The 19,723-nt window shown below is 57.6% G+C and carries 20 protein-coding genes; 15 read left to right on the forward strand and 5 right to left on the reverse strand.

What is annotated here, in order from left to right:
• Positions 1–8 precede the first annotated feature (8 nt).
• The 5 genes from Q4G72_RS12240 to Q4G72_RS12260 all read left to right on the forward strand — a co-directional run bounded on the left by Q4G72_RS12240 (position 9) and on the right by Q4G72_RS12260 (position 6,096).
• Positions 9–2,975 (forward strand): PD-(D/E)XK nuclease family protein, encoded by a 2,967-nt coding sequence (locus Q4G72_RS12240; protein ID WP_303311708.1) that lies wholly within the window; start codon positions 9–11, stop codon positions 2,973–2,975.
• 106 nt (positions 2,976–3,081) lie between these two features.
• Positions 3,082–3,519 (forward strand): nucleoside deaminase, encoded by a 438-nt coding sequence (locus Q4G72_RS12245; RefSeq protein WP_303311709.1) that lies wholly within the window; start codon positions 3,082–3,084, stop codon positions 3,517–3,519.
• Positions 3,520–3,537: 18 nt separating this feature from the next.
• A complete protein-coding gene (locus Q4G72_RS12250; RefSeq protein WP_303311710.1) occupies positions 3,538–3,840 on the forward strand; it encodes a hypothetical protein in 303 nt (100 codons plus the stop codon).
• Complete coding sequence (locus tag Q4G72_RS12255; RefSeq protein ID WP_303311711.1) at positions 3,813–4,205, forward strand: hypothetical protein; 393 nt, start codon at positions 3,813–3,815, stop codon at positions 4,203–4,205. The genes Q4G72_RS12250 and Q4G72_RS12255 overlap by 28 nt, the downstream gene beginning before the upstream one ends.
• A 112-nt stretch (positions 4,206–4,317) precedes the next feature.
• Positions 4,318–6,096: a chloride channel protein gene (locus Q4G72_RS12260; RefSeq protein WP_303311712.1), complete on the forward strand. Its 1,779-nt coding sequence runs from the start codon at positions 4,318–4,320 to the stop codon at positions 6,094–6,096.
• 154 nt (positions 6,097–6,250) lie between these two features.
• Here Q4G72_RS12260 and Q4G72_RS12265 read toward each other — a convergent pair whose 3' ends face one another.
• A complete protein-coding gene (locus Q4G72_RS12265) occupies positions 6,251–7,438 on the reverse strand; it encodes a cation:proton antiporter (RefSeq protein ID WP_303311713.1) in 1,188 nt (395 codons plus the stop codon).
• Between the two features lie 76 nt (positions 7,439–7,514).
• Between Q4G72_RS12265 and Q4G72_RS12270 the strand changes: the two genes are divergently transcribed.
• Positions 7,515–8,777 (forward strand): BaiN/RdsA family NAD(P)/FAD-dependent oxidoreductase, encoded by a 1,263-nt coding sequence (locus Q4G72_RS12270; RefSeq protein WP_303311714.1) that lies wholly within the window; start codon positions 7,515–7,517, stop codon positions 8,775–8,777.
• Here Q4G72_RS12270 and Q4G72_RS12275 read toward each other — a convergent pair.
• Positions 8,774–9,049 carry a hypothetical protein gene (locus Q4G72_RS12275; protein ID WP_303311715.1) on the reverse strand — a complete coding sequence of 92 codons (276 nt, stop codon included), beginning with the start codon at positions 9,047–9,049 and terminating at the stop codon, positions 8,774–8,776. The two genes, Q4G72_RS12270 and Q4G72_RS12275, sit on opposite strands and share 4 nt — an antisense overlap.
• A 217-nt stretch (positions 9,050–9,266) precedes the next feature.
• Here Q4G72_RS12275 and Q4G72_RS12280 point away from each other — a divergent pair, with 217 nt between their 5' ends.
• A complete protein-coding gene (locus Q4G72_RS12280; protein ID WP_303311716.1) occupies positions 9,267–10,718 on the forward strand; it encodes a DNA integrity scanning protein DisA nucleotide-binding domain protein in 1,452 nt (483 codons plus the stop codon).
• Positions 10,719–10,752: 34 nt separating this feature from the next.
• Here the strand turns inward: Q4G72_RS12280 and Q4G72_RS12285 are convergent, their stop codons facing one another.
• Positions 10,753–11,742 (reverse strand): aldo/keto reductase, encoded by a 990-nt coding sequence (locus Q4G72_RS12285; protein WP_303311717.1) that lies wholly within the window; start codon positions 11,740–11,742, stop codon positions 10,753–10,755.
• 161 nt (positions 11,743–11,903) lie between these two features.
• Between Q4G72_RS12285 and Q4G72_RS12290 the strand changes: the two genes are divergently transcribed.
• The 5 genes from Q4G72_RS12290 (at position 11,904) to Q4G72_RS12310 (ending at position 15,045) form a co-directional block, all read left to right on the forward strand.
• The gene (locus Q4G72_RS12290) at positions 11,904–12,395 is read left to right on the forward strand and encodes a DUF4112 domain-containing protein (RefSeq protein ID WP_303311718.1); all 492 of its coding nucleotides are present in this window, start codon (positions 11,904–11,906) and stop codon (positions 12,393–12,395) included.
• 58 nt (positions 12,396–12,453) lie between these two features.
• The gene (locus Q4G72_RS12295; RefSeq protein ID WP_303311719.1) at positions 12,454–12,906 is read left to right on the forward strand and encodes a hypothetical protein; all 453 of its coding nucleotides are present in this window, start codon (positions 12,454–12,456) and stop codon (positions 12,904–12,906) included.
• The gene (locus tag Q4G72_RS12300; protein ID WP_303311720.1) at positions 12,903–13,574 is read left to right on the forward strand and encodes an SCO family protein; all 672 of its coding nucleotides are present in this window, start codon (positions 12,903–12,905) and stop codon (positions 13,572–13,574) included. Before Q4G72_RS12295 ends, Q4G72_RS12300 begins: the two co-directional genes overlap by 4 nt.
• Positions 13,574–13,996 (forward strand): c-type cytochrome, encoded by a 423-nt coding sequence (locus Q4G72_RS12305; RefSeq protein ID WP_303311721.1) that lies wholly within the window; start codon positions 13,574–13,576, stop codon positions 13,994–13,996. Before Q4G72_RS12300 ends, Q4G72_RS12305 begins: the two co-directional genes overlap by 1 nt.
• A 95-nt stretch (positions 13,997–14,091) precedes the next feature.
• A complete protein-coding gene (locus Q4G72_RS12310; protein ID WP_303311722.1) occupies positions 14,092–15,045 on the forward strand; it encodes an enhanced serine sensitivity protein SseB C-terminal domain-containing protein in 954 nt (317 codons plus the stop codon).
• A 59-nt stretch (positions 15,046–15,104) separates the two neighbouring features.
• Here the strand turns inward: Q4G72_RS12310 and Q4G72_RS12315 are convergent, their stop codons facing one another.
• Positions 15,105–15,635: a DUF2062 domain-containing protein gene (locus Q4G72_RS12315; protein WP_303311723.1), complete on the reverse strand. Its 531-nt coding sequence runs from the start codon at positions 15,633–15,635 to the stop codon at positions 15,105–15,107.
• A 98-nt stretch (positions 15,636–15,733) separates the two neighbouring features.
• Between Q4G72_RS12315 and Q4G72_RS12320 the strand changes: the two genes are divergently transcribed.
• The 3 genes from Q4G72_RS12320 to Q4G72_RS12330 all read left to right on the forward strand — a co-directional run bounded on the left by Q4G72_RS12320 (position 15,734) and on the right by Q4G72_RS12330 (position 18,616).
• The gene (locus tag Q4G72_RS12320) at positions 15,734–16,672 is read left to right on the forward strand and encodes a YihY/virulence factor BrkB family protein (protein WP_303311724.1); all 939 of its coding nucleotides are present in this window, start codon (positions 15,734–15,736) and stop codon (positions 16,670–16,672) included.
• Between the two features lie 71 nt (positions 16,673–16,743).
• On the forward strand, positions 16,744–18,132 hold the full coding sequence (locus Q4G72_RS12325) for a DEAD/DEAH box helicase (protein ID WP_303311725.1): 1,389 nt from the start codon (positions 16,744–16,746) through the stop codon (positions 18,130–18,132).
• A gap of 136 nt (positions 18,133–18,268) precedes the next feature.
• Positions 18,269–18,616: a low molecular weight protein tyrosine phosphatase family protein gene (locus Q4G72_RS12330; protein WP_303311726.1), complete on the forward strand. Its 348-nt coding sequence runs from the start codon at positions 18,269–18,271 to the stop codon at positions 18,614–18,616.
• Positions 18,617–18,632: 16 nt separating this feature from the next.
• Here the strand turns inward: Q4G72_RS12330 and dinB are convergent, their stop codons facing one another.
• On the reverse strand, positions 18,633–19,721 hold the full coding sequence (gene dinB, locus Q4G72_RS12335) for a DNA polymerase IV (protein ID WP_303311785.1): 1,089 nt from the start codon (positions 19,719–19,721) through the stop codon (positions 18,633–18,635).
• Between the last annotated feature and the right edge of the window lie 2 nt (positions 19,722–19,723).

Consider the following 19,723-nt stretch of genomic DNA (forward strand, 5'->3'; position numbering starts at 1 on the left):
TATAAGTAATGGAGTCGTCCGTTCTAACAACCTCTACCACCACCTCCTTCCTCGCTCAGGTAGCCCAGGACCTCACGGCGCGCTACTCCCCAGAGGAGCTTTCTGATTTGGTGGTGGTGGTGCCCACGCGGCGGGCGGTGGTATATCTGAAGAACGAGCTGGCCATGAGCCTGAGCACGGGCGAGGCGCTGTGGAGCCCGCGCGTGGCGGCCATGGAAGACTACATGGTGGAGCTGGCCGGCGTGCAGGTAGAGGAGCCCATTGCCCTGCAGCTGTTGCTTTTCGACATCCTGAAAGGCATCGACCCCAAGCTGGACTTTGACCAGTTTGTAGGCTGGGCCGGCCTGCTGCTGGCAGATTTTTCCAACCTCGACCAAAACCTGGCTCCGCCGGCCAAGGTGTTTGAATATCTCACGCAAGCCAAAGCGCTGGAGCGCTGGGACCTGACGAAAATGCCCGACCCGGACTCGCTCACGGGCCAGTATTTCCGCTTCTGGGATGATCTGGAGAAAGTGTACCACCGGCTGAAAAAGCAGATGATGGCGCAGCACCTCGCCTACCCGGGCCTGGCGTACCGGCTGGCAGTAGAAAGCGTGGAAAAGCGTCTGCACCGCGGTGAAGAGCCCGCTCAGCACGTATTTGTGGGCCTGGGCGCCTTGTCGCGGGCCGAAGAACGACTGATTCGCTTGCTCCTGAAACAGGGCCGGGCAGAAGTGCGCTTTGATGGGGACCCATTTTACCTGGAAGTTGATTCGCCCAATAGAGCCGGCCAATACCTGCGGCGCTACCTTACCCGCTGGGAGCTGCCCCGCGAAGCATTTGGCGGCAATGTAGAATGGCTGCGCGGGCTGCCCCGCACGATGCGCTTTGTAGGCGTAGCCAATGCTTCGATGCAGGGCAAAGTGGCCGGGCAGCTGCTGGCAGAATCAAGGCAGCAGAACCCCCATGCCACAGTGGCGGTGGTACTGCCCGATGAAACCCTGCTGTTGCCGGTGCTGCACGGGCTGCCGCCGGAGCATGTGCCCAGCTACAATGTTACTATGGGTTTGAGCTTCCAGAGCACGCCGCTGTTCAACCTGGTAGATCTATTGTTTGAGGTACACCTCACCGGCATACGGGAAGGCGGCGAGGGGCCGGATTATGGGGTGCCGCGCTACCATCACTTGGCTGTGACCAAGCTGCTGGCGCACCCCTTCCTGCGGCGCTATCAGCAGTGGCTCGACCATCAGCCCAACGAAACCTACCACGGCCTGTTGGACAAGGTTTGCCGACAGATTGTGCAGCGCAACGCGGTGCTGCTGCCCGCCCGCGAGCTGCTGGAACTGGGTCATCATCACCCCATCATCGAAGCTCTGTTTCGCACTTGGAATGACTGCGACGACATTATCCGGGCCTGCTACACGCTGATTAATCTGCTGAAACAGGTATATGAAGAGCAGCATTCAGCTATTGAAGCAGAATATTTGTATCTGTTTTACACGCTGGTGAAGCAGCTGGATTCCGCGTTTGATTGCCGGGAGCAGCGACTATCGGTGCGTTCATTCCGGCGGTTTCTGTACGAGCAGATGCGCACTACGCGCCTGCCTTTCAGCGGGGAGCCTATTGCCGATGTGCAGGTAATGGGCTTACTGGAAACCCGTGCTCTGGATTTCGACCACATCATCATTCTCAGCTGCAACGAAAACGTGTTGCCGGCACCCAAACGGCATGGCTCCCTGTTTCCTTACGATGTGCTGAAGGAGTTTCGGATGCCCACCTATGCCGACCATGAATCGGCCACAGCATATCATTTCTGGCGGCTGCTGCAGCGTGCGCGCCGCGTAGATCTGGTGCACGTACTGCCCGGCGCTGAAGGCACCCGCACCGGGGAGCGGAGCCGTTTTCTGCTGCAGATTGAAAATGATTTGCTGCCGCAGAGTCCTCATATGACCCTGGAAAAACTCACCGCATTGGTTGAAGCGGATACGGAAGGTAGCGGCCACCCACAGCCTCAGGCCCTGCCCCAGCAAACCGCCGGCGACCTGGTACTGGAAAAGGATGGGGAAATGCTGAATGCCCTGCGCAGAGTGCTGGACAAAGGTCTTTCGCCCACAGGATTAAATCAGTACCTGAGCTGCTCTCTGCAGTTTTACTTTGCCCGCATAGCCCGCTTTCAGGAAAACGACGAAGTAGAAGAACATCTGGGTGCGGATGGTTTTGGCACCGTGGTGCACGAGGCGCTGGAGACAATGCTTACTCCGTTTGTGCAGGAAAACCGGCCGCTTACCCTGCAGGATATTCCGGCCCTTTTGAAACAGGCACCGGTGGCCGTACAACAGGCCCTGAGTCAGGAAGAAACTGACCGCCACGCCCGCGCCGATGAAGGCCTGAACCATGTGCTGGGCCAGGTGGCCACGCAGTTAGTACGCCGCTACCTGGAAGGCCTAACGGAGCAGCCTGACGCGCTGCCGCTCCGGGTGCATGCCCTGGAAGAGCAGCTGCACGCTACGGTATTTGTGCCGCGCCCCGATGGTGAGAAACTGCCCATGCGCCTGATTGGGTATGCTGACCGCCTGGATGAGCTGCCCGATGGCCGCCTGCGCGTTATCGACTATAAGACCGGCCTGGTGCAGGCCGCTGAGCTACGGTTGCAAAAGCGCGGCGAAGGCCCGGCCGAAGCCGTGGAGCGCCTGCTGCACGATACTACTTCCGCCGCGGATAAAGTGCGTCAGCTCTGGCTTTACCGTTTTATGCTGGAGCAAAATGGCCGTCCGGCTGCTGATGCCGCTATTATTTCGTTGCGCAACCTTGGGGCCGGCTCCATGTCGGCGGACATGAGTTTTCTGACTGAAGGCGGTACTTCCTTTATGGCGCGGAGTGAAGAACTGCTGGGCCAGCTGGCTAACCGCATACTGGATCCACAGGAGCCCATTCGCAAAACGGATGATTTAGAAAAGTGCCAATACTGCCCCTACCGGGGCATTTGTGCCCGGTAAGAATATCCGTTGCCGCTGCCATTTCTGCCGGGGCATCCGTACCTTGCAGCCTACTCCTTTCTCTCCAAACTGAACGCGCCTGGCGCTTTCCTATAAGATTAATATCATGGACGAATTCATGCAGGCTGCCATTGACGAAGCCCGTCAGGGACGAAAAGAAGGCGGTATTCCCATTGGCTCGGTACTCGTGCGTGACGGACAAATCGTAGCCCGGGGTCATAATAAACGCGTGCAGGAGCTGAACCCCATTCTTCACGGCGAAATGGATTGCCTGAACAATGCGGGCCGTCAGGCGCAGGGTTACCGCAACACCGTCATTTACAGCACCCTAATGCCGTGCTACATGTGTGCCGGCACCATTGTGCAGTTCAAAATTCCGAAAGTAGTAGTGGGTGAGTCGCGCACGTTTGACGGCGCCCGCGAGTTTATGGAAAGCCACGGTGTGGAAGTAGTGGATCTGGATCTGCCGGAGTGCGTGCAGATGATGGAAGAGTTCATTGAAGCCGAGCCGGCGCTCTGGAACGAAGACATTATGGAGGAATAAACCACTTCTGCCATTTCAATGTCTGCCCCGCTCTCCTCTTCCAAAAAATGTCCTCACTGCGGCTTCTGGTCGGAGTGGCGGCAGCAGGTAGATGACCGGTGCGAGCGGTGCGGCCAGCTGCTGGACCCCGTGCGCAGCCGCAGTGAGCACACGAGGGAAAAGGAGGCGAAAGAGGCGCTGCCAGGCGTCATGCTAATTGAAATAAAGCCGGAGGATGGAAAAATGCTGCGGTTTTTCAAATACATCATTCGGGGCGGCCAACTGGCGTTTGCGGCCCTGCTGGCGTTTATGCTATGGCTGTTAACGGCATTGGCAGGCTGAGAATACCGGCGGAGCTGCGGCATCCGTTGTTCTTGTTGGGCACAGCACTGTACCTGTTCTCCTGTCTGAACCGGTATTGGCCCATCTGGCATTTGCCCACCTTCATCAATTCCCACCTGGCCGATCTGGTAGATCTGCCCCTGCAGTTAACCCTGATTCTGTGGGTGATGCGTCGGTTTTATTTCCGACAACCGACTTTCACCCTACCTGTTGCCTGGATCATCAGCTCCTGGGTGGTTATTGCCATCTGGTTTGAGTTAATTATGCCGCAGTTTAATCCCAGAATGGTAGCTGACCCCTTGGACGTGGTGGCATACACGCTGGGCGGGCTGGTATTTTGGCGGTGGATGAACGCGCCAGCGTAAGGCCAGAATAAAAAAAGCACTGTTTTTGCGGTGGGTTTTATAATTTGTCCGTTATCGTTACAACGGGCATGCATTGTCTGCTACCTGTTATCTGGAAGTGAAATAATTCCTCATGCCCAAAAGCATCGTTCATCGACTCCTGGGTCCGCTGCTTTTGTGGCGCTTGCGCCACATCAACGACAGGGCCTATCTGATTCTGTTGAGCGTAGTAGTGGGAATAATGGCCGGCCTGGCCGCTGTTCTACTTAAAAACTCGGTGCATTATTCTCAGTTCCTGATTTTTGCCTGGGTACCCGAGCAGTATCGGGTGTTTGCGCTGTCGCTCTACCCCATTATTGGTATTTCACTGTCGGTGCTATTTACGCGCTACGTGTTGGGTGGCACGCTGAGCCGGGGCATTGGTCCCATTGTCTATAACATTGCTCGTCAGAACAGCATTGTGCCGCGCAGCAAACTGTTTTCGCAAATGGTCACGGCTTACTTCACCGTTACCTTTGGGGGCTCGGCCGGTCTGGAGGCTCCTATTTCCGTTACCGGTTCGGCCATTGGCTCCAACGTAGCGCGCATTCTGCGCGTGGGCAAGCGGGAACGGCGCCTGCTGGTGGGCTGTGGGGCAGCGGCCGGGGTAGCAGCCATTTTCAACAGCCCCATTGCCGGGGTCCTGTTTGCAGTAGAGGCCATTCTTTCCGAGTTATCGGCCCCGTTCTTTATTCCCCTGCTTATTTCCTCGGCCACGGCTACGGTGGTATCAAAGCTGCTCTATGCCGGGCAGCCCTTTGTGCTGATTACCACCAGCTGGCCGGTAGAAGCTATTCCCTTCTATCTGATGCTGGCCCTGTTCACTGCTTTGCTATCCGTATATATGATACGCGTGTATTTCGCGGCAGAGCGGTTTTATGAGCGGTGGCCCGGCGTATACCATAAAATCCTGTTTGGCGGCCTGGCCCTGGGGCTCCTGGTCTTTCTGTTTCCTCCCTTATATGGCGAGGGCTACAACATTGTGCAGCTGTTGCTCAGCGGGCAGTCAGCCCACCTGGTAGATGGCTCCTTGTTCTCCGTGTACGGCGACGAAAGCGTGGGGCTGGTGTTGCTGGTGGCCATTGGCAGTATGCTGCTGAAAGTGGTGGCCACAACGGTTACAGTGGGCTCAGGCGGTAATGGGGGTATGTTTGGCTCCTCGCTGTTTGTGGGGGCGCTGGCGGGCTTCGTGTATGCCCGCCTGATTAACCTGAGCGGAATTGATACCGTGCCCGAGGTCCATTTCATTGTACTGGGTATGGCCGGCATGCTGGCGGGCGTTATTCACGCGCCGCTTACGGCCATCTTCCTGATTGCGGAAATTACCGGCGGCTATGCCCTGTTTGTTCCGTTGATGGCCGTTACTTCCTGTTCGTACCTGATTACCAAATACTTCGAACCTTACTCTGTATATACCCGCAAGCTGGTGAAGCAGGGAATTTACATGCACGCCGACCGGGACCGGGGCCTCCTGGCCCAGCTGGACCTGCACCACCTCATTCAGACTGATTTCGTGAGTGTGCGCCCCGAAACCACCCTGGGCGAACTGGTGGATATTTTTCGGCATGCCACCCGAAATCTGTTCCCGGTGGTGAATGGCGAAGGCGAATTGCAGGGTATTGTCACGCTGGATACCGTGCGGGATGCCCTCTTCGACGACGAGCATTATAAAACCACCCTGGTGCGTGACCTGATGATTCAGCCCCCCGCCATTGTGAACCCCGACGATACTATGCTGGACACCCTGCGCTGCATGGAACAGGTGGGCGCCTGGGCATTACCCGTAGTGGACCGCGGCCGGTACGCAGGTTTCCTGTTGAAATCCGCCATTCTGGCCGGTTACCGGAAGCAGTTGATTAAGGAAACGGATTAGGAGCGGCAGACTTGCCGGCCGCCATCCAGGACCAGATAAATACATGAAGCAAAAAGCCCTTGCCGTCTACGTTGATGGCAAGGGCTTTTTTAAAGAGTAGCGCTGGGCAGCTTAATGTTTTAAAAACGCAGCAACTTCTGCTGGATTTTCACTCTCAATATTCCCCCAGCTCGGGCTCCCGGCCGGCCAGTAGCAGCCCCACCATCATCATCACGCCGGTAAGCAGAATGACTACGAAGAGGATGTTTTCGCTGACCTCGCCAATGAGATGTTGCTGCGGGATGCTGTAAAACAGCAGCACACTGATCAGCCCCTTTGGCGCAATAAACAGCTCCGGCACCAGGTCGGTGCGGGCGGCATAGCGCAGGTAGAAAAACCGGATGAGCGTGAGGATGGCTACAATCAGCAGGCCCTGCACGATGAGACTCAGATTCAAAACGTTGGCCAGCGTAATGGAGAAGCCGAACAGCAGGAAAAAGAATGTACGAATGAGAAACGCTGATTCGGCGGTGATGCTTTTGAGCTGATGCACCTCAGCGGCCAGTCGCTCCGGGTGTACCAAGCGGCGCAGCCAGCCTTTCAGGAAAACATCGGCGTTATTCACGGCCAGTCCAAATACCAGCACCAGCACCAACGACGACAGGTGAAACTTCTTGGCCAGCGAATAAATCAGAATCAGGAAGGCAAAAATCAGAAAGAACTTGACGTGCAGCCGAATGCGGTGCAGCAGAAAAGCCAGGGCCACAGTACTTACCACGGAAAGCACCAGCACCGCCACCACATCCCGCGAGAAGGTGATAATCGAAACTCCCTGCGCGAAATTATCCTGGATGGCAAAGTTGAAGAGCATAATGCCCAGGATATCGGAAAAGGTGCTTTCATACACAATGAACTCCTGCTTTTCGCCCGTCAGGTTGGCCACGCTGGGTATGGCAATGGCGCTGCTGATAACCGTGAGGGGCACGGCATTTACCAGGCAGCTTTGAAATGAGACGCCTAAATATGCTTTCAGCAGCAGAGCAATAGCCACCGTTTGCACCAGCAGGATGAGCGCGGCCGCAAAAAACGCCCGTCGGATTAAAGGTGCTTTGCCAGCCTCCAGCCTTAGATCCAGCGCGCCTTCCAGCACAATCATGATCAGCCCGATTATCCCGAAGATTTCGAGTACTACGGAAGGGATATTCAGGGAGGCATCAAAGTAGTCGGCGGCCTGACGCAGGGCAATGCCGGTGAGGAGCAGCATCAGCACCGAAGGCACTTTGGTGGCCCGGGCCGCCATATCAAACAGATACGACAGAATAACCGCAATACTCAGGTAAATCAGAATAGAATAAGGTCCCATAGGCAAAGGCATGTTGGGGTAGAATGTACGCGCCTCAGGTCGGGAAGGAGGAAAACAGCCGAACTTTACTGGCGCAATGCATTGTATCTTGTCGCCCCGGGTGATGAGCGAACAGACATATTTAAAGGCAGAGGTAGTAATTGTGGGCGGCGGGCCGGCCGGACTGCTGGCCGCGCAACGGCTGGCGGAAGCTGGCCATCAGGTAATGATTTTTGAAGCGCAGGCCACCGTAGGGCGCAAGTTTCTGGTGGCCGGGCACGGTGGTTTCAACCTGAGCAACGCCGAGCCGGAAGCTACTTTCGCCACCCGATATGGGCTAGACAGCGCCGCCTTTACTTCTTTTCTAACGCACTTCTCTCCTGCTGCGCTGCGCCGCTGGGCTGCCGATCTGGGCATTGAAACCTTTGTGGGCACCAGCGGACGCATTTTCCCCTTAGCCGAGCACAAACCCGCCGACTTACTCCGCGCCTGGGTTGCCCGCCTGCAGCAGCTGGGCGTGGTTCTGCACACGCGGCACCGCTGGCTGGGCTTTGAGGGCAGCACCGGGCTGCGCATCCAGAATACGTCCTCCGGCAAAGAACTGGTAGTGGAGCCACAGGCCACCCTTCTGGCTCTGGGCGGCGCCAGCTGGGCCAAGACCGGCTCCAATGGCGCCTGGGTACCGGCTTTTGAAAGTATTGGCGTGCCCTGCGTGCCTTTTTCGCCAGCAAACTGCGGCGCCGAAGTGGCTTGGTCGGCTTTCTTTCAGCAGAAGGTGGGCCGGGCACCGCTTAAAAACATAGCGCTGCGCTACGGCTCCCAGCGGGTGCGGGGTGAGTTAATGCTCACGGAATATGGCGTGGAAGGCACCCCGGTATACGCCCTCACGCCGGCACTGCGCACGGAGTTGGCCAAGGACCACAGAGCCACCCTCTTGCTGGACCTGAAACCCGACCTCACCGATGAGCAGCTCCTGCACCGGTTGCGCACCCCCCGGCGCGGCAAGTCTCTCGCCGATTTTCTAAAACAGGTGTTGCATCTGCCTTCACCAGTACCCACACTGCTACGCGAAATTGCGCCGGAGGCTGCTACGGCTACACCAGAGACGCTGGCCCACCTGCTGCGCCACCTTCCGCTACCGGTTACCGCCCTGCGTCCCTTAGATGAAGCCATTTCGACGGCCGGTGGCGTTTCCTGGGAAGCACTAACGCCTGACCTGATGCTGCGCCAGCGGCCCGGCACTTTCATAGCGGGCGAAATGCTGAACTGGGAGGCCCCCACGGGCGGCTATCTACTTCAGGGGTGTTTCAGCACGGGAGCCTGGGCAGCCCAGGGCATGCAGGCATATTTACGCAGCTAGTCGGGGCGGGGTGCCAGGCGGGCACGCCTCTCTTCGGCTTCTTCGGCGGCAGCTAATATGGCTTTGGCTTCTTCCAGAAGCCTTTCTCCCTGGTCGCGGTGCTTGTGGTATATCAGCCCAAACAGAATAAAGAAGGACACGATAGGCAGCAGCCACCCCAAGGCAAACCAGAGCCAGAACGAGCGGCCGTAGCTGTACGCGCAGTAGCCCGTCGTGATGGGGATAAACGACATGGCGCAGGCAAAACCCAGCAGAATATCAACAAAAAACATGATGGCAACAGCTGAAAGCGCGCAAAGTGGCTCTTGTCTAATTTAGCCAAATTAGCAGAGGTTAACAAGAACCGCCCGGGTTTTATACAGTGCTAACCTGCGGGCTCTGAAATGGTTGTCGTTAAATATGTTGCCTCACCCCTACCTTTCCGTCTATTTCGCGTAGGTATGCGTGCACTACGCCATTTTGCCGCCCCGCGGCCGCTCACCGTTGCCCATGTGGGATTCTCAGAAAAGCCTTTTCCGCGTCTCAGCCCAGCTCTTTGCCGAAGGAATTTTCAATTTACTTGACCGCAACCTGCGCCCGGAAGTTTTTCTGTTGGGCTTAGCCTCAGCTAAGGAAGCCGCAGAACCCGGGGCCGTGGTAGTAGAGCCTCCCACGCACCGCTACCAGCCCACTCACTTCCAGGGAGTGAAAGAGCGGGCCGCCCTGCTGGAGCCCGAAGGACTACGGGAAGTAGTGTATCACCTACACCCCCTGGATCACGACCGTTACGAGAAAAACCGCTGGTATGGCTTGCTACGCCGCGCTACGGCCGAGACGGTGGCTTCTTTGGAAACGGCTGCCGACGAACCCCGGGTTTCTTTCTGTTCACTGCCGGTTACGGTAGATGGCTACCTGGTGCTGGTTGTGGTACAAATGAATGCTGAGGCATTTCGGGGGCATTATGCGCTGCCGGCCGTACCCAGCGGGCGCCCCGGCTCCCTGCTTCAGGCTACGGTGCAGGAGTTTCTGATTGACTGTACCCGCGCCCTGCGGGAAACCGATGGGGACGAAGACCGGCCAATTCTGGACCGGGATTATAACGAGCTGCTACGTGCCGCCGGCCGCCGCTTTATGCTGGGCGTCGCCAATGGCACCCACGGCCTCTACGATGCCTGCAACGGTGTAGCCGCCCTGCGCCATGAAGGGGATGAAGGTATTGGCCTGATGGTTATTGCCCGCCGCCACCACGCCGCCATTCAGCCTATACTGACACTAGAAGCTCCTATTCCGCTGCGTGACCACCGCTCCGTGCGCAAGCTCCTGGAGCTTAGTGAGGATAACGCTGCCCTTATCACGGATGCCACCAATCTGTTTGGGCTAGGCCGGGTAGTAGACCCCGACGACCCGCGCCATGAGCCGCTGTTTACCGTACATTTTACCAAGCACTACAGCTGGGATTTAACCCACAACGGCGAGGTGATGATGCGGGTAGTATCGAATACGCCGCGCCTGCCCCGCTCCCGCGTGGATGAGTATAACTTCGAACGGGCCATTCACCGCAACTGGCCCAACCTACCGCAGGCGGATATTCAGCATCTTTGGTCGCTTACGCTGAGCGCCACTTCGCAGCCCACGGGCACTATTCTGCTGATTTCAGAAGGAGCCAACCACGAAGCCGCCCGGCTTTCAAACCAGTGCTACCGCATTACGCCCTGCCGGATTAACCCCAGCGTGATGCGCCTGATTACCAACATTGATGGTGCCGTGCTAATTGATCCGACCGGTACTTGCTTTGCTATTGGGGCCATTCTGGATGGCCTGGCCACGGCTAAAGGCGACTCCTCCCGGGGCTCCCGCTTTAACTCAGCGTTGCGTTACGTGGAAAGTAGCCGCTACCCTTGTCTGGCCATCGTGGTGAGTGAGGATGGCTGGATTGACCTATTGCCACCGCTGCAAAAATAACCGGCGCCTTCTGGAAAGGCGCCGGTTAAATCCATTATCCATTTACAGATTTCATCATCTCAGCTGGGTAACGCTGCCCGGCTGCGGCGCCTTGCGGAGCAATGGCATTAATAGCCTGCAGGTCTTCGGGAGTGAGCTGCACGTCCAGCGCGCCCACATTTTCTTCCAGATATTCCACCCGCTTGGTGCCGGGGATGGGCACAATATCGTTGCCCTGGGCCAGCACCCAGGCTAAGGCCAGCTGACCGGGTGTGCAGCCTTTTTCGTTGGCCATTTCCTTGATGCGCGCCACTAAGTCTAGGTTGCGCTGGAAGTTTTCGCCCTGAAAGCGGGGTGTAAAACGGCGGTAGTCATCGGCCGCCAGGTCGTCAAACTTCTGAATCTGACCGGTGAGGAAACCACGGCCCAGCGGCGAGTAAGGCACAAATCCAATGCCCAGTTCCCGGCAGGTTTGCAGGGTGCCATCCTCAGGGTCGCGGCTCCAGAGGGAATATTCGCTTTGCAGCGCCGTTATGGGGTGCACGGCATGAGCACGGCGTACCGTGTCGGGTGCCGCTTCCGATAAGCCCAGGTAACGCACTTTGCCTGCTTGCACCAGCTCGGCCATGGCGCCAACGGTTTCCTCAATGGGTGTGCTGGGGTCTACCCGGTGCTGATAGTACAGGTCGATATAATCAGTTTTGAGGCGACGCAGACTGGCCTCGCAGGCCTGACGCACGTACTCCGGGCGGCCGTTGATGCCGCGTTTGGAGGGGTCGTTTGGGTCGCGCTGAATTCCGAATTTGGTAGCTATAACTACCTGCTTGCGCTGGCCGGCAAAGGCGTGGCCCAGCAGTTCCTCGTTTACAAAAGGGCCGTACATGTCAGCGGTGTCAAAAAAAGTAATGCCCAACTCCACGGCGCGGTGCAGCGTGCGGGTGCTTTCAGCATCGTTGCGCTGGCCGTAAAAATCAGACATGCCCATACAGCCAAGGCCGAGAGCAGATACTTGCAGGCCATTATGACCTAAAGTGCGGGTTTGCATAAGTAATGAGATAAAGTGTGAAGAGAATAATGCAGGAAGATGCCTGAAGCCGCAGGCCTGAGCACAACCTTATACTATAGCAACGCCGTTGAAGGGCACATGTTCAGCAACTGCGTAAAGCACTACGCTGCAGGCTTCCCTCCCTCTTCTATTCACTTCCCATGCCTTCGCCTTCTTCCTTTTCCAATGATGAGCGCCTGCGTTGGGTTGAGCGGGTGGCCCGCCTGATGGACAGCCAGTTTCGGCTGCCCGGCACTTCCTTCCGATTTGGGCTAGACCCGCTGCTGGGATTGATTCCGGTAGTAGGCGACCTTTCTACCTTTGCCGTGTCGGGGGCGCTGTTGCTCACCATGATGCGCCACGGGGCCAGCCGGCACCTGGTAGTGCGTATGGCGCTGAATATATTGCTCGATACTGTTATCGGGGCTATTCCCATTATCGGCAACCTGTTCGACTTTGCCTACAAAAGCAATGAGCGGAATGTGGAGCTGCTGCGCCGCCACTATGCCGAGGGCAAATATACCGGCAGCGGCAAAGGACTGATTGTGGTGGTGATGCTGGCATTTTTGCTGTTCCTTGGGTTGCTATTCTGGGGCTTGTGGGCCGGCACAGCCTGGCTGTGGGACTACGCGCACCTGCGCAATGTTTGGTAGCCCCGGAAATGCACTAAAACGGCACGGCAGACAAGCAAACGTGCCGTACCTTTGCGCCGTGAAAAGCATTCTTTCAATTTTCCGGACGGCACCCCTGTTTTTAGCCCTGCTGCTGGCAGCCTGTTCCCCTTCGGCTGATGCGCCTGCGCAGGAAGCTGCAGCCGAAAAGCGCGTGCTGGCCGTGCACGATTCGCTGATGGCCCAAATGGATCAGCTTTACACCCGGCGCCAGGAGCTGCAAAAGGTTACCACGCTGGACACTGCCATAGCCGGCCGCCAGAAAAAAGCCCTGCTGGCGGCTGAAGCAGCTATGATGAACTGGATGCACCAGTACCGCCGCCCTGCCGATACAGTAGGGCACCTGCCTAAAATGGTGTACTATACCGTTCAGCAACATAAAATCGATTCGGTGGCACACCTGATGCACGCCAGCCTCGATTCGGCCGACATTCTGCTCCGGCAGGCCGGCACTTCTTCCCAGTCCTCTGCCCCGACGACAACCACCCCATGATACACCCATTTTTCCGCCGAGTCCTGCTGGCTCTGTCCGGCACCCTGCTGCTCGCTTCCTGCTCTGATAATAAGCAGCAGGCCACTACTCTGCCCTACATTGGCGAGCATGACGTGCGCGCCCGTACTGACGGTGGCCCGGCCGATACGATTTACGCCACCATCCCCCGCTTCACGCTCACTAATCAGGAGGGCAAAACCGTCACGGACAGCACTCTGGCGGGAAAAGTCTACGTCACCGATTTCTTCTTTGCTACCTGTCCCAGCATCTGCCCTAAAATGCAGAGCGAAATGCTGCGGGTATACGAGAAGTACAAGAACAACCCGCGGGTGGCTTTCCTCTCCCACACCATTGACCCGGCCCACGACTCTATTCCGGTATTGCGTGACTATGCCGAGCGTCTGGGCGTGACCAATGCCAGCCAGTGGCAGTTTGTGACGGCTCCGCACGATACTATTTTTGCCCTGGCCCGCGCCTACATGACGGGTGCCGAGGCCGATAAGAAGGCCGCCGGTGGTTTCGCTCACAACGGTACTTTTGCCTTGGTAGACGGGCAGCGCCACGTGCGCGGCCTCTATGATGGCATGAACCCCCAGGAGGTAGACCGCCTGTTGCGGGAGATGCCGCTACTGTTGGCTGAAGAGTCTGCCAAACAATCCAAACCCTGATGCCACGGGCGTTGCAGGTACTGCGGGGGGCTGCTATAGCCACGGCCTTTGGACTGCTGGCCGGTTGCTTTACCAATAAGCAGAATGAAGGCGCGCGCCTGTATCAGGAGCACTGCTCTAACTGCCACGGCGAGCAGGGCGCCGGCCTGCGCCGCCTGATTCCGCCGTTGGCCGGCTCCGATTATTTATCGACTAACCGGGCTGCTTTGCCCTGCATTCTGCGAAAAGGCCAGCAAGGCCTGGTGGTGGTGAATGCGGTGGAGTATAACCAGGTGATGCCGCCCCATGAAGACCTAACGGACTCGCAGATTACCAACATCTTGAACTTCCTGCAGCAGTCCTGGGGCAACAAAGGAGAAGCCTATACCATCCGGGAAGTATCGGAGCTGCTGGGGGCCTGTAATGGCAGCGACGGACGCTGACGGCACTTTTTAACATGATTTTCACGCACCATTTGCCGGTAGTTTTCGGCCGGAATGGCTAGCTTGGGACACCTTTTCATTCGCTACGCATTACCATGGGTCTGTTTGACTTTTTGAAATCCAAGAAAACCGCTGAGCCTACTCCGGCTGTTTCGCCTACGCCCAGCACCCCGGCGCCGGAAGCAACCGGCCCCCGCTATAAGCGTCCTAATTACACTTCTTCTACCCCGGTAACGCCGCACATGCCGCCGGTGCCCCCACCCCAGGAGCCCATCCGGCCCCTTATGCCGCCCATGCCCACCTTCGAGCCGAACAACGCGCTGGAAGTGGCTCTGCTACAGGCGGCGCAGGACCCGGCTTTTCGCTCTATGTTTTACCAGGAGCTGCTCCGTCAGGAGCTGGTGATACTGCCGGCCGTAGATGAAGAAAATCCTACCACTGGCCTGGTAATTCCGGAGCCTGGTATGCAGATTCAGCTTCAGGTGCTGAACGATGGCAAGCTGCCGGTTTTCAGCTCCCTGGACCGGGTGTATGAGAATGGCGCCGTTAGTGGGGATGTTGCCTATATGCTGGTTCCCGGCATCGATTTCTTCCGGATGGTGCAGGGCGCAGAGTGTGTGCTGAACCCTTTCTCGCCGTTTGGCAAGCTGCTAACCGTACCCGAGCTGGAAGATTTACTGGCGGGCAACCTGACAGACAACGGCCCACAGACTGGCCCTGACGGCGACAAGCAGGTTTCCCTGGGGCAGCCGGAGGAGCGCCCGGAAGCACTCATTCATGCCGTGCGGGTATTCTGCGCTTCACACCCCGCTATCGAAACCGTATACCTGGCTCAACTCACGGTAGAGGACAGCCCTACCCCGCCACGGCTTCTATTAGGTTTCACTATTGATAACGAGGACACCAGCCTGTTTCCCGAAATGGGTCCCATCGTACAGGGACATCTACAGCAGGACCAGACCATTGATCTGATGCTGATTAATCCCTCTGCCGATGATCCATTGGCGAACTACTTCCGCAGTACAGAGCCTATCTACCAGCGCGGTTAGTCACCAGGCAGCCTTCATAAAAAAAGCCTCCGTTTATAAACGGAGGCTTTTTTTATGCCTTAGGCGCTGAGCGTAGCCTTGGCCTTTTGCCGGGCGGCCAGACGGGCAAACAGCGGGCGCAACGCAACAAACAAGACGGGTACTACCAGCACCGATATGCCCAGCCAGAGCACCAACGCCCCCAGCTCTGCCCGCCAAAGTACCTGCAGGCCTCCGGCCCAATCCTCAGCAAAGTAATAGCGCAGCTTCTCCAGCGTCAGCGCCGAGTTAGTATTATGGGAGATTAGCCGCTCACCCCATTGCAACAACGGAATCATCAGCAGCAGCTGCACAGGGCTCATCAAGTGGCTTACCAGTAGCATGGCCGCAACATTCAGCCGCAGCCGCACTGCGCCCGCAGTAGCCAGCAGGGTAGTGACGCCCAGTAGCGGCACCAGCCCAAATGCAATACCCAGAGACACGGTAAGAGCCAGCTGACGGGGCGAGAGGCCCTGCCGCAGCAGGTTCAGCAACGGCTCAATGGCCCGCCGCCGAAACCAACTGACGGGCTGAGCTGGCGTGTCAGAAGAAGTTGGAAGGAAATCAGACAAAATACGTGCAGACAAAGGGTATAGGCGGATGAGGCGCGGCCGTGTATCTTCGCGCTACGCACCCTACGGCCCGCCGCCGACTGACGGTAGCGAAGCCCATGACAAAAGTACGCGAGCCAGGCGAGCCTCACCCCAAAGACTGGACGGATTTCTTCGTGCTACTGCACCGCGCCGGCCGGGTGCTGGCCGCCAACGACCCGCTTCGGCTGGGAGCCGCCACGGCTTTCTTCACTACGTTTGCCCTGCCGCCCATTCTCATCATTCTGGTGCAGATAATTGGCTCCTTCTACTCTACTTCCCTGGTGCGCAGCCTGCTGCTGGTAAAACTGTCTCACCTGTTGGGCGCCTCGGCCGCCGAGCTGGTACAGCAGATTCTGCAGAACGTAACCAACGTAGAGCGTAGTCGGCTGGTCACGTGGCTGGGCTTTGGGTTTCTGCTGTTCATTGCTACTACCCTGTTTGTGGTGATTCAGAACTCGCTTAATCAGCTGTGGAATATCCGGCCCCGCCGGGCTACGCACAAGCTGCTGAAGCTGCTGAAAGAACGGGCCCGTTCCTTAGGGGCGCTGCTGGCTACGGCCCTGCTTTCGGTGCTGGCTTTTGCTTCCGATACCGTGCTGGCGTTGTTTGCCGATTACATCAAGGATTTCGATACCACGTTTGGCTACTATGTGATTCAGGTGCTGAATCAGGTGGTGTCTTTACTGATTCTCACGGCCTGGTTTGCGGCCACCTTCCGAAACCTAAGCCTGGCCAAAGTACCGTGGCGCGCGGTGTTGCGCGGCGCCATGCTCACGGCCGTGCTCATCGACCTGGGCGAGTTTGTGCTGGGGCATTTGCTGGTACCGCGCAATCTGGGGCCTATTTACGGACCGGCTTCCAGTATTGTGCTGGTGCTGCTGTTCGTGTTTTACTCGGCCATGATTTTCTATTTCGGAGCATGTTTCACCAAAGTGTATGCGCACTACATCGGGGTGGATATCCGGGCTAAAAAGTCAGCGGTCCGCTACCGCCTGCTGGACATAGTCGACGAGTAGACGGACGGCCGTAAACGCGAAAAGCAGTGGCTCCGTAAATCTGCCCTACCTTTGCAGCAAATAACCCGTGTATGTCTACTGCTACTTTCGCCGACCTCGGCCTCGCTCCTTCCTTTCTGCAGGCCCTGGAGGAACTAACTTTTACCACCCCTACCCCCGTGCAGGAGCAGGTAATTCCGTTGGCGCTGGCCGGGCAGGACATTGCAGGCCAGGCTCCCACCGGCTCGGGTAAAACCGCTGCCTATGGTCTTTCCATTCTGCAGCAGTTAGATGTAAAGCAGGATGCTGTGCAGGTAATAGTGCTGGTACCCGCCCGCGAACTGGCTCTGCAGGTGCGCGACGCCCTGAAGAAGCTGGGCAAATACCTGCCCAACCTGCGCATAGCCGCTTTCTACGGGGGCCACGCCTTCCGCGAAGAAACCCAAAGCCTGAAACAGGCCCCGCACGTGGTTGTGGCCACCCCGGGCCGTCTGCTCGACCACTTCGAGCGCCGCACTATTATCCCTAACCAGCTGAAAATTCTGGTGCTGGATGAAGCCGATAAACTCCTGGAGCTGGGCTTTCAGGATGAACTGGTGGAGATTGTGAAGCGCCTGCCGCGCCGCCGCCAAACGCTGCTTTTTTCGGCTACTATGTCGGATAAGGTGGTGGATCTGATTCGCAGGAACCTGACCCGCCCCCGCGTAATTGACGTGGGCCAGGATGATGACCGGCTGCCCGAGAACCTGCACCTGTTGGGCCATGTAGGCACCCTGGAGCAGAAACCCGCTGCCTTGCTGCACCTGCTGCATCAGCCCGAAACGGGCCGTGCCCTAATCTTCTGCAACACCCGCGACCGGTGCACCGAACTTACCCGCTTCCTGCAGGGCCGGGGCGTAGCCGCCGAGGTACTGCACGGCAAAATGCCTCAACCCGAGCGCGACAAAGCCCTGCTAAAGCTGCGCAACGGCTCCAGCCAGGTACTGGTAGCCACCGACGTAGCCGCCCGCGGCATCGACGTAACCCTGCTGGATACCGTAATTCAGTATGATGCGCCGGACAAAGCCGATGGTTTCCAGCACCGGGCGGGTCGTACGGCCCGTGCCGGCGCCGAGGGTACTGCCCACATTCTGGCTACTCCCAAAGAGCAGGCCCACGTGCAGAAATGGCCCATTGCCGCCAGCATTAAGTGGGATGTTATTAAAGCGCCTAAGCTGCCCCCTGCCTCGCCTAAGGCCCCTAAACCCACCAACGTGACGCTGCACATTTCTGCCGGCAAAAAGGAAAAAGTGAGCATTCACGACTTGGTGGGCACTTTTATGGCGCACGGTGGTCTGGAGCGCGACGCGGTAGGTCATATCGAAGTATTCGACCACTACAGCTATGTGGCCGTACCTCGCCAGATGGCTACTGAGGTGGCTGAGCGGGTAACGGGAGCTAAAATTAAAGGCCGTAAAATCCGGGTTTCGGTGGCGGAATAACTTCAAAGCGAGTTCAATCAGCACAAACCTGCTTTCTGTTTTTTAAAAATAAGAGAACTGACCGCAGCAATACATACTGTATTGCTGCGGTCAGTTCTCTTTTAAAGACCACTTCCCGCTTCTTTTAGATTATTGAATGAGTCACCGTCGAAAGCTTCTCTTTATTTGCAGCCAAAACCGCTGGCGGAGTCTTACGGCGGAGCAGCTTTTTACTGATCATCCGGAGATAGAAGCCCGTTCGGCGGGCACAGAGCCGGGTGCCCGGGTGCGCGTTACGGCCGGGCATCTGGGCTGGGCCGACACCGTGTTTGTGATGGAGCGCCGGCACGCGGATATATTACAGCAGAAGTTTGGCCCTGAGCTAGCTGGTAAGACCATCATTAACCTGCGTATCCCGGATAAATTTCAGTTTCTCTCCCCTATTCTGCAGGAACTACTACGCGAGAGGCTGCGGGAACATCTTGGGCCAGATGTGTGGCTGTAAGTCTGACGCTTGCATTCTAAAGGTTCAGTCGGAGTTGCTGTCCGGCAATGGGCTCCGTGGCATCCAATGAAGAAAGGGAAACACCTAGCAGACGCACGCCTTTTATCAGGGGTAGAATGCCTAGGAGCAACTCGCTGCTTACCTGCTGGAAGGCAGCTAGTGTAGTAAGCGGCACGCTGAAAGTGCGGCTGCGGGTAATAACCTGAAAGTCAGCATACTTGATTTTCACCGTAACGGTACGGCCCCGTACACCCATGCGCTCCGTGGTTTCCCAGACGGAATGGATTTCAGGCTCCAGGCCCGCCAGCAGCTCCTCCGTAGTGGTCAGGTCCTGCCCAAACGTATTTTCGGAGCCGATAGACTTGCGGACCTGGTCGGCTTCTACAGGGCGGTGGTCCTCGGCGCGCGCCAGGCCAAAGTAGTAACCACCGGCTTTGCCAAAGTGCTGGCGAAGGAAAGTCTCCGTCTGCTGACGCAGGTCAAGGCCCGTGAAGATGCCCAACTGGTTCATACGGGCAGCCGTAACCGGGCCAATGCCATGAAACTGCCCTACGGATAGGGCCTCTACAAAAGCCGGCCCCTGATGCGGGCGTATGACATAGAGGCCATCGGGTTTGCGGTAGTCGGAGGCCAGCTTGGCCAGCAGCTTGTTGTAGGAAACCCCGGCAGAAGCTGTCAGCTGCGTTTCTGCCTTTATGCGCGCTCTGATCTGCCGGGCCAGTTCCGTGGCGGTAGTGGCCTGGTCCTGCAGCGTATGCGTTACGTCCAGGTAGGCTTCGTCCAGGGAAAGCGGCTCAATGAGGAGAGTGTAGTCTTCCAGAATGGCGCGCACCTGCCGCGAAACTGCTTTATATACCTCAAAGCGGGGCTTCACGAAAATCAGTTCGGGGCATTTGCGCTGGGCAATAGTGGAGGGCATGGCGGAGCGCACCCCAAACTGCCGGGCCTCGTAGCTGGCAGCGGCTACCACACCGCGCTGGCGCGGGCTGCCTACGGCCACTGGCTTGCCGCGCAGCTCCGGGTTGTCGCGCTGTTCCACCGACGCATAGAAGGCATCCATATCCAGATGGATAATTTTGCGCGTATGGGGTTGCTCAGCGGCCATCA

The sequence above is a fragment of the Hymenobacter sp. BT730 genome, assembly GCF_030542105.1.
Classification (GTDB): Bacteria; Bacteroidota; Bacteroidia; order Cytophagales; family Hymenobacteraceae; genus Hymenobacter.